This is a genomic window from Pseudomonas emilianonis, assembly GCF_023072625.1.
Classification (GTDB): domain Bacteria; phylum Pseudomonadota; class Gammaproteobacteria; order Pseudomonadales; family Pseudomonadaceae; genus Aquipseudomonas; species Aquipseudomonas paraveronii.
The window spans coordinates 1-4,486 of the sequence record NZ_JAKNRV010000390.1; the positions used below are offsets into that span (position 1 = coordinate 1).

The 4,486-nt window shown below is 61.7% G+C and carries 5 protein-coding genes and 1 pseudogene; 1 reads left to right on the top strand and 5 read right to left on the bottom strand.

Annotation, left to right across the window (positions count from 1 at the left end; translation table 11 throughout):
* The 4 genes and pseudogenes from L9Z73_RS25895 to L9Z73_RS25910 all read right to left on the bottom strand — a co-directional run.
* A pseudogene (locus tag L9Z73_RS25895) lies at positions 1-119 on the bottom strand (glycine/betaine ABC transporter substrate-binding protein); the annotation flags it as partial.
* A gap of 176 nt (positions 120-295) precedes the next feature.
* Positions 296-637 carry a hypothetical protein gene (locus L9Z73_RS25900; protein ID WP_247407241.1) on the bottom strand — a complete coding sequence of 114 codons (342 nt, stop codon included), beginning with the start codon at positions 635-637 and terminating at the stop codon, positions 296-298.
* Positions 634-1,023 (bottom strand): phage holin family protein, encoded by a 390-nt coding sequence (locus tag L9Z73_RS25905; protein WP_247407249.1) that lies wholly within the window; start codon positions 1,021-1,023, stop codon positions 634-636. Before L9Z73_RS25905 ends, L9Z73_RS25900 begins: the two co-directional genes overlap by 4 nt.
* 4 nt (positions 1,024-1,027) lie before the next feature.
* Positions 1,028-1,342, bottom strand: a complete 315-nt coding sequence (locus L9Z73_RS25910; protein ID WP_017849423.1) for a DUF883 family protein — start codon at positions 1,340-1,342, stop codon at positions 1,028-1,030.
* Between the two features lie 346 nt (positions 1,343-1,688).
* On the opposite strand from L9Z73_RS25910, the gene L9Z73_RS25915 reads away from it, so the two are divergent.
* Complete coding sequence (locus tag L9Z73_RS25915) at positions 1,689-2,897, top strand: ammonium transporter (protein ID WP_247407251.1); 1,209 nt, start codon at positions 1,689-1,691, stop codon at positions 2,895-2,897.
* Here the strand turns inward: L9Z73_RS25915 and L9Z73_RS25920 are convergent.
* Positions 2,884-4,486, bottom strand: a 1,603-nt coding sequence (locus tag L9Z73_RS25920) for a cation:proton antiporter (RefSeq protein ID WP_247407253.1), incomplete at its 5' end; no start/stop codon positions are given. The two genes, L9Z73_RS25915 and L9Z73_RS25920, sit on opposite strands and share 14 nt — an antisense overlap.

Sequence of the window (4,486 nt, forward strand, 5' to 3'; positions counted from 1 at the left end):
CGCACGGTTTCCACGGTGCCGGCATCACGGTACTGCTTGATGTCGTTTTCCATGGTCGGCATCCAGTTGCCGAGGAAGATGTCCATGTTCTTACCGTCGGCCAGCGACTTGTAGGTCACGGCCAAGGGCTTCGACGCCGGCAATGCGCCCGGTGGCGGTGTCAATGAATGGCTGGAAGCAGGCGAGCGGTTGCCCGTCGATCACGGGGCCTCCTTAACGCGTTGGCAAGAAAAGACCCGGCCTTCGTTGACGAGGGCCGGGCCGATTGTGTTTGCAAGAATGCAGCCAGCAGGCCTCAACCTTTGCGTGAGGCGCCCTGCATGGCCAATTTGATCAGCGGGATCAAGCCAGCGCCCAGCCGCACCAGGCGGGTCAGGCTGCTGATACTGCCGCCCTTGGCGCCCTTGCCGGTGAAGAAACCTATCAGCGTCACTGCTGCCACGCCCCACAGAGGCGCGTGCTTGATACCCAGGCTGTCCTGCCAGTTCTGGCCCATGTTGCGCACTTTGTGCAGGGGCGCCATCAGTTGCTGGGACTCATGGCGGATTTCCTGGCGGTGCATTTCCATGCGCAGGCGGATCAGCGCCTTGCGCATTTCCTGGCGCGAGTGGGTGTGCGGGAATTCAGTCAGGCTCATGGCAGCAGGCGCTCCCGGTCATTGGCCAGCTCTTCGAGCGTGGCGTGGAACGGCGTGGATTCATCGAACACCGCCGCCTTCAAGCGCACAGCGCAGAACACAGCGGCCAGGGTATAGAACACACAGAGGCAGATGATTCCGGTCAGGCGGTAGCCGGTGTCCCATACCAGAATCATCACCAACGTCGACAACCCCACCAGCAACAGCAGGGCAAACACCAGGGCCAGCCCGGCAAACAGCAGCAGGCTGACGGTGCGGGCCTTCTGCTCCTGCAACTCGATGCCGAACAGTTCGACATGGCTGTGTAGCAAGCCCAGTACGGCTGCGCCCAGGCGTCGGGACGTTGAACTTGGGCCCGTGGACGAGCCGGATTCGCCGATAGACATAGGATTAGCGCCTTGTAGCAAGCAGGCCGATCAAAAAGCCCACGCCGGCGGCAATGCCCACCGACTGCCAAGGGTTGGCCTGCACATAATCTTCGGTCGCGGTGACGGCGGCCTTGCTGCGGTCGCGCAGGGAGTCTTCGGTCAGTTGCAGGGTTTCACGGGCCTTGAGCAGGCTGTCGTGGATCTTGGCGCGCAGTTCGTCGGCCTGGTCGCCGGCCAGGATGGCGGTGTCGTCCAGCAACTTTTCGGTGTCACTGACCAGGGTCTGAAAATCCGCCATCAGTATTTCTTGAGCCGTCTGTGCTGTTTTGCTGGCCATGGATATCTCCGTGAGTGGCTGTTCGGTACGTGTGGTTTCGAGTCACCGGCATCGGTGAAGGTTCATTGCAATTGTCTGGTACAACTTTTGCTTTTCCTTGGTGCGCAGGCCCCGAGGCCTGCGCTGAATCTGGGCGGTTGGGCCGCAAACCGGTGAAAACCTTACCCTATATAACTGAAACTCGCGGAAAAACCCTGTCGGGAATGGCCGTCTGTGCTGATCGCTGCGCTAAAGCGGTTCACGCCCTCTGAAGAAGGGTGGGGCCGATGGGGCCAATTTAGTGCGCGAAACGCCGGCTTGAACCGCTTTGGTGCTTTTTGCCTTTATCGCAGGCCTGCCAACCTCCATGGAAAATCTGCAAAGTGCAGTGGACACCCTCGTCCACAGTTCTAACACCCTATTTATTCTGATTGGTGCGGTCATGGTCCTCGCCATGCACGCCGGTTTCGCCTTCCTCGAAGTCGGCACCGTGCGCCAGAAGAACCAAGTCAACGCCCTGTCGAAAATCCTCAGTGACTTCGCGATCTCCACCCTGGCCTATTTCTTTATAGGCTATTGGATCTCTTATGGCGTGAGCTTCATGCAGCCGGCGGCGGTGATCAGTGCCGATCACGGTTACGGCCTGGTGAAGTTTTTCTTCCTGTTGACCTTTGCCGCAGCGATTCCGGCGATTATTTCCGGGGGCATTGCCGAGCGTGCACGATTTGTTCCGCAGTTGTGCGCCACCGCGTTGATCGTGGCGTTTATCTACCCGTTTTTCGAAGGGCTGGTGTGGAACGGCAATTTTGGCGTGCAGGCCTGGTTGCTCGCGACCTTCGGTGCCAGCTTCCATGATTTCGCCGGTTCCGTGGTGGTACATGCCATGGGTGGCTGGCTGGCGTTGGCGGCGGTGCTGTTGCTCGGACCGCGCAATGGGCGTTATCGCGAAGGTCGCCTGGTGGCCTTTGCACCGTCGAGCATTCCGTTCCTCGCGCTGGGTTCGTGGATTCTGATTGTCGGCTGGTTCGGCTTTAACGTGATGAGCGCGCAGACCCTGAATGGCGTCAGCGGCCTGGTGGCAGTCAATTCGTTGATGGCCATGGTCGGCGGTACAGTCGCGGCGCTGGTGATTGGCCGCAATGACCCGGGTTTCCTGCATAACGGCCCGCTGGCCGGGCTGGTGGCGATCTGTGCCGGCTCCGATCTGATGCATCCGGTGGGTGCATTGGTCACGGGCGTTGTCGCCGGCGGTCTGTTTGTGTGGTGCTTCATTGCTGCCCAGGATCGTTGGAAGATCGACGACGTGCTGGGTGTCTGGCCGCTGCATGGCCTGTGTGGCGTGTGGGGCGGGATTGCCTGTGGCATCTTCGGCCAGACCGCCCTTGGTGGGTTGGGCGGGGTCAGCCTGATCAGCCAATTGATCGGCACCGCGTTGGGTGTGGCGGTGGCGTTTACCGGCGGCCTGCTGGTATACGGCGTGATCAAGCGCGTACACGGGCTGCGCCTGAGCCAGGAAGAGGAGTACTACGGTGCGGACCTGTCGATCCACAAGATCGGTGCGATCAGTCAGGATTGATCGGCGCCTCTTCGTCAGGGGTCGCCCGCGGGTAAAAGCCGTGTAGCAGACGGTAGCGGTTATGCCGCACGTCATCGACCCGCGCTTGCACCTGCTGGTCTGGTATGCCCAGCAGGATCAGGGCGTGGGAGGCGAGCATCAGGCTCGACTCCAGAAGTTCGGGCACCACTTCGCTGGCGCCCGCGGCTTTCAGCTCGGCCAATTGGCTGTCGTCGCGTGTGCGCACCAGGATCGGTACGTCGGCGTTGATCCGGCGGGCTTCCTTCAGTACCACGAGAGCGACCTCGGTGTTATCCACGGCGATCACCACCAGGCGCGCACGGTCCAGGCCGACCGCACTGAGCAGGGCGCCACGACGGCAGTCGCCATAATGCACGCTGCTGTCGTCGGTAGCGGCTTCCTGCACCCGTTCCGGGTTGTCATCCAGTGCAATAAACGCCTGTTGTTCACGGTGCAGAAAGCGCCCGATCGATTGCCCGACGCGGCCATAACCGCAGATCACCGCATGGTCACGTAACTCCGCGTTGAGCGCGGTGATGGCTTCGAGTTGCACCTGTTGGTTGGGCTTGCGGTGCAGGCGCAGGGCAATGCTCGGTGCTGCCCGCAGTAACAGCGGGGTCAGCAGCATCGAGCAGAAGGTGGCGGCCAGCAGCAACCCGTTGAACTCATCCGGTATCAGTCGGCTCTGCTGCATCTGCGCCATCAGCGCAAAGCAGAACTCGCCGCCCTGAGCCAGGGCCAGACCGCTGCGCCAGGCGGTTTCTCGGTCGCTGCCGCGCAGTTTGACCAGTGCCGCGACCACGCAGCCTTTGGTCAGCATCAGCGCCAGGGTCAAGCCGAGGATCAGCAGGCTGTGGCTGATGAACAATTGCAGGTCGATGAGCATGCCGATGCTGACGAAAAACAGCCCCAGCAGAATGTCGCGAAACGGTCGGATATCCGCCTCGATCTGATGCCGGTAATGGCTTTCCCCCAGCAGCATGCCGGCCAGGAACGCGCCAAGCGCGGGGGAGAGGCCCAGCAGGTGAGTGAGCCAGGCGGTCAGCAACACAATCACCAGCGCCAGCAGCACAAACAGCTCGGCCGAATGGGAGGCGGCGACTTCACGGAACAAACGCGGCAATAACCAGCGGGCGGCGAGCAACAGGCCTACGAACAACAACAGCGTCTTGCCCAGCGTCAACGGCAGGGCCCAATACCAGGCCTGCTCGCTGCTACCGGCGAACACCGGGACCAGGGTCAGCAGCAACACCGCTACCACATCCTGGAACAGCAGCACCCCAATCGCGTTCTGGCCATGGCTGCTGAAGATCTCCCCGAGGCTGCCCAGCTCTTTGCTGACGATGGCCGTGGACGACAACGCCAGCCCCGCACCGAGCAGCAGGGCGATGTTCGGCGACACGCCAAAGGCCATCAACAGGCCCCCCAGCAGCACCCCGCACCCCAGCACCTGCAGGCTGCCCAGGCCAAATACCACGCGGCGCAGCTCGAACATTTTGCTCAGCGAGAACTCCAGGCCCAGGGAAAACAGCAGGAACACCACGCCCAGTTCAGCGAGGTCAGGCAGGTGTTCGCTGTCATTCACCCAG

Coding starts and splice junctions, on each gene's coding strand:
- L9Z73_RS25900 (WP_247407241.1), bottom strand. CDS start 637: ATGAGCCTGACTGAATTCCCGCACACCCACTCGCGCCAGGAAATGCGC.
- L9Z73_RS25905 (WP_247407249.1), bottom strand. CDS start 1,023: ATGTCTATCGGCGAATCCGGCTCGTCCACGGGCCCAAGTTCAACGTCC.
- L9Z73_RS25910 (WP_017849423.1), bottom strand. CDS start 1,342: ATGGCCAGCAAAACAGCACAGACGGCTCAAGAAATACTGATGGCGGAT.
- L9Z73_RS25915 (WP_247407251.1), top strand. CDS start 1,689: ATGGAAAATCTGCAAAGTGCAGTGGACACCCTCGTCCACAGTTCTAAC.